Origin of the sequence: Vibrio sp. 10N.261.52.A1 (assembly GCF_002876325.1) — a bacterium.
In the GTDB taxonomy this organism is placed as follows: domain Bacteria; phylum Pseudomonadota; class Gammaproteobacteria; order Enterobacterales; family Vibrionaceae; genus Vibrio; species Vibrio chagasii.
The window spans coordinates 1-3,287 of sequence record NZ_MCYD01001326.1 but is presented as its reverse complement, the minus strand read 5'-3'; the positions used below and the strand labels follow the sequence as shown (position 1 = coordinate 3,287).

Here is a 3,287-nt window from a genome sequence, read left to right as displayed (position 1 = left end):
ATGGTGACAGCTTCGCAGTTAGCCCAGTTTGCTAGCCAGTTAAGTGATCTTGTTTCTGTGTTCCCTCTGTCTGATTGGGCTCAGGTGGCTAGGCAAGCTCAGGCACAGGTGACCAATGAAACCGATAAACTTCATCAACCCGCTGCAATCGCTCAACTTCGTTTTAAACCTCTGGCAAGACTCAACCCCAATCCATTGTATGACGCTTTGCATTGGCAAGGGGCACAAATTGCGACAATAGAATCTTTAGCCGATGATGAAAATCATGTAATTGGAAAATTACAGTCACTTGCGGCTAAACGAGCCAATAAGTTGGGTGATATTAAAACCCAGATAAATGCACTGAAAAACTTAAAAGGCAATGTTTATGTTTTTTCCGCTACTGGGAGTGCAGAAAGTATTGCAACACAGCTTAGCAAAGCGGATACGCCCAACCATCATCAATTCACGGTGGTGAGCTTATTACTTAGTCATGAACCAATGACCTTTTTTGAGGAGTTGCTATGTTAGCTCTTGATGGTGTGCCGGTTAACTTGGATTCAATGAAAGTTGAAATGTCGATGGAGTTAAAAGACCAAGACATGAGCGGTCAATCATCGGGAACCGATACGGCAGAGCAAGGCGATAAAGGCAAGAAATTGACCTTTAGTGGTCGTGTTCCTTTTACGCGTGCAGAAACGCTGACTCAATTGTATTCGTTTGCTTCGAGTAAAGATGAAACCAACACGCGCAGAGTTTATCGAATCGGTAACGACATCGCGTTGGCGCTTAAAATTCGCAATGTGAAATTTACGGGTCGTATCAACGCAAGAGAGCATGAAACACTGCAGGCCTGGAATGTTTCCTTTGAGCTGCGGGAACACAACAGTGTGGGAGAGCAAAAAGAGCAACGCGCTAAAGAACAAAGTAAACCTGAACAGCGAGAAAATACAAGACTTAAACAGGCTCTGAATAACGCAGAGGAAGCAACTCAATGAAGTTAGAGAAACGTTTGTTTATCAGTGGTGAAGAAGTAAAGCTGGTAAGTAACATGGTGAGCTTAAAGCTTTCATTAGGGAGTGTTGCTATCTTCGAAATTGCAGTCAAAGATAAACCAGAGCCGTTCGAGTCAGTGCGTTTTGATATTGGGTACGAGAACAAAACCGCCCCTTGGTTTGAGGGGTATATTGACAAAGTGCAACCCGCAGCAAATGGCTACCATAAAATTACGGTAAAAGAATTGGTTGGTATTTTGTCTAAGCGCTGGGCCGTTAGCCTAGAGCATCCAACGGCAGAGGATGTGATCGGTGTTCTTGCTGAGTTAACCGGGCTTGAGTTCAACCTGCCAGAGGTTGATTACATCAAAACGACTATCCCGAACTTTGTTTGCCAAGGAACGGGCTATCAATGTTTAGAACAAGTAGCCAAAGCGTTTTCTATTCTCGACTGTGTTTGGTTTCAAGATGCTGATCAGAGGATTTATTTCGGGTCGTATCAAGATAGTCATTTTTATAACAAACCGATGCCAATGCCGGAAGAGTTTACCAGTCGCCAAAGTGGTAACAGTGTCACTTTTGTACCGTTTCCAATGCTTAGGCCGGGTAGGGTCATGAACGATAAGCGAGTTAATCGAGTGGATTTGATTGAAGATGAAATGACCGCTTATTGGAAAAATGAACAATCCGAAGTTCCACCAAAGAAACGCGAAACACTGCAAAATTTCCCGGAGTTGGCCGCCGGTTTACATTTGCCAAAATTTGGTCGAGTTGAAGCGGTGAGAGACAAGGTAACAGTAGGGCAAGTCGCTGACCCATTCCGGCCAAGGTTTGCGGTTGATGTTCAGGTGCTTGATGAAGACTTAAACCCAGACAGTAATGTCCCTGTCTATCGTTCGATCCCTTTGCCTGTTCACATGAGTGGACATGAATCAGGTTTGTTAGCCTATCCACTTGAGGGAACGTTAGTCGAAATTGCTTTCGCGTATGGTCGAAACGATAGACCTATCGTTCGTGGTGTTTATGGTCGTGATTATGCGTTGCCGTCGATAGAGCCAGGTGAGCAATTGCAGCAGCAACGTGAAGAAGTTAGCAATAGAATCGATGCTGCGGGCAACATAAGTCAGCAAACTGACCAGACACAAAAACAAAGAGCGTTCGAAAAGATAGACCAGGTTGAACGTTATCGTGGTGAGTTTGGACAGCATCATCTAGTTGTCGATGAACACAGCGTTGAAGAGGTGATTGGTAAAAAACTCATAGAAGCATTGGGTGCGATTAATTTACTGGCTGGTGATGATATTGTGTTGGGGAGTTTGGGTAATATACAAACGGCTACTGCTGGCGAATTGGTAGAGGCTATAGGAAAAGTGCGTAGGAGCTTTGCCGCTGAACATCAATGGTTGCAGTCGCCCAAAACATGGGTAGGCTCTAAGCAAGAGAATGTCTTGATTCTTTTGTCTGAACTCATGCAGGTAGTGAAAGAGTTGGCCGATACATTAGCTACGCATACGCACAAGGGAGTCGCGGCTGGCCCTGCGACAACGAGAGCTCCAGTTCAAGCGAGCGCAATTCGAGGGCATGGTACGGAGAGTTCCGAGCTGAAAGGGCGACTCGATCCAATCACACAAACCAGTTAACCCAGATAATCATTCACAAACAACGCAGCCAAACGGCTGCGTTTTTTATGCCTGTATCAATGCAAAATGAGAACAACGCCATTACAGGGCAAACAGCAACCACAGAGCCACGAAACACCTAGACCGGATGACAAAATCCGCACTCTCCTCACCCGCCTGCGCGTTTTTCGATCAGTTTTTTTTACAGTTTTTGAGTTATGAAAAATTGGGGATTCGAAAGCCGAGCAGATAGGGCGCAAAGCCTTTTGCTATATGGGGCTCCGAGAGAGATTAAAGTCGTTAGAAAATGGCATAAATTGCCCAATATAAAATTTCAATTATTTCAGTTTTTTTCAGTAAATTGAAAAAAAACGATCATTAAAGATCATGTACGTCTTGGTTAAGTTATTGAAAGGTATAGACTATTCTATTTTTTGTCATTGTTTTAATGATCTAGGGGTGATTTTGAAGGATCAGCTTCATGCCTCGTTAGGCTAGGTAGCATAAGGCTTGCAGGCGTTTTTAAGGCAAATACATTTTTTCAATTTGTTTCAATGGAAGAACTGAAAGGCTTTATTATAAAGTTGGAGACAGTGGGGCTACAAAAACGTGGATTTTGCGTGCTCATCCTACGAAACATGCCCCTACACTTACATAAAACAATCAGAAAAAAGTAATAGATACAGTGTTAATC

The 3,287-nt window shown here is 43.7% G+C and carries 2 protein-coding genes and 1 pseudogene; all 3 read left to right on the top strand.

The window, feature by feature from the left end:
* Positions 1-510 (top strand): annotated as a pseudogene (locus tag BCT81_RS27405) (hypothetical protein); the annotation flags it as partial.
* A complete protein-coding gene (locus tag BCT81_RS27400; RefSeq protein WP_102257914.1) occupies positions 504-977 on the top strand; it encodes a DNA-binding protein in 474 nt (157 codons plus the stop codon). The pseudogene BCT81_RS27405 and the gene BCT81_RS27400, both read left to right, overlap by 7 nt.
* Entirely contained in the window at positions 974-2,614 is a 1,641-nt protein-coding gene (locus BCT81_RS27395; RefSeq protein ID WP_102426503.1) for a hypothetical protein, read from the top strand. Before BCT81_RS27400 ends, BCT81_RS27395 begins: the two co-directional genes overlap by 4 nt.
* Positions 2,615-3,287 lie beyond the last annotated feature (673 nt).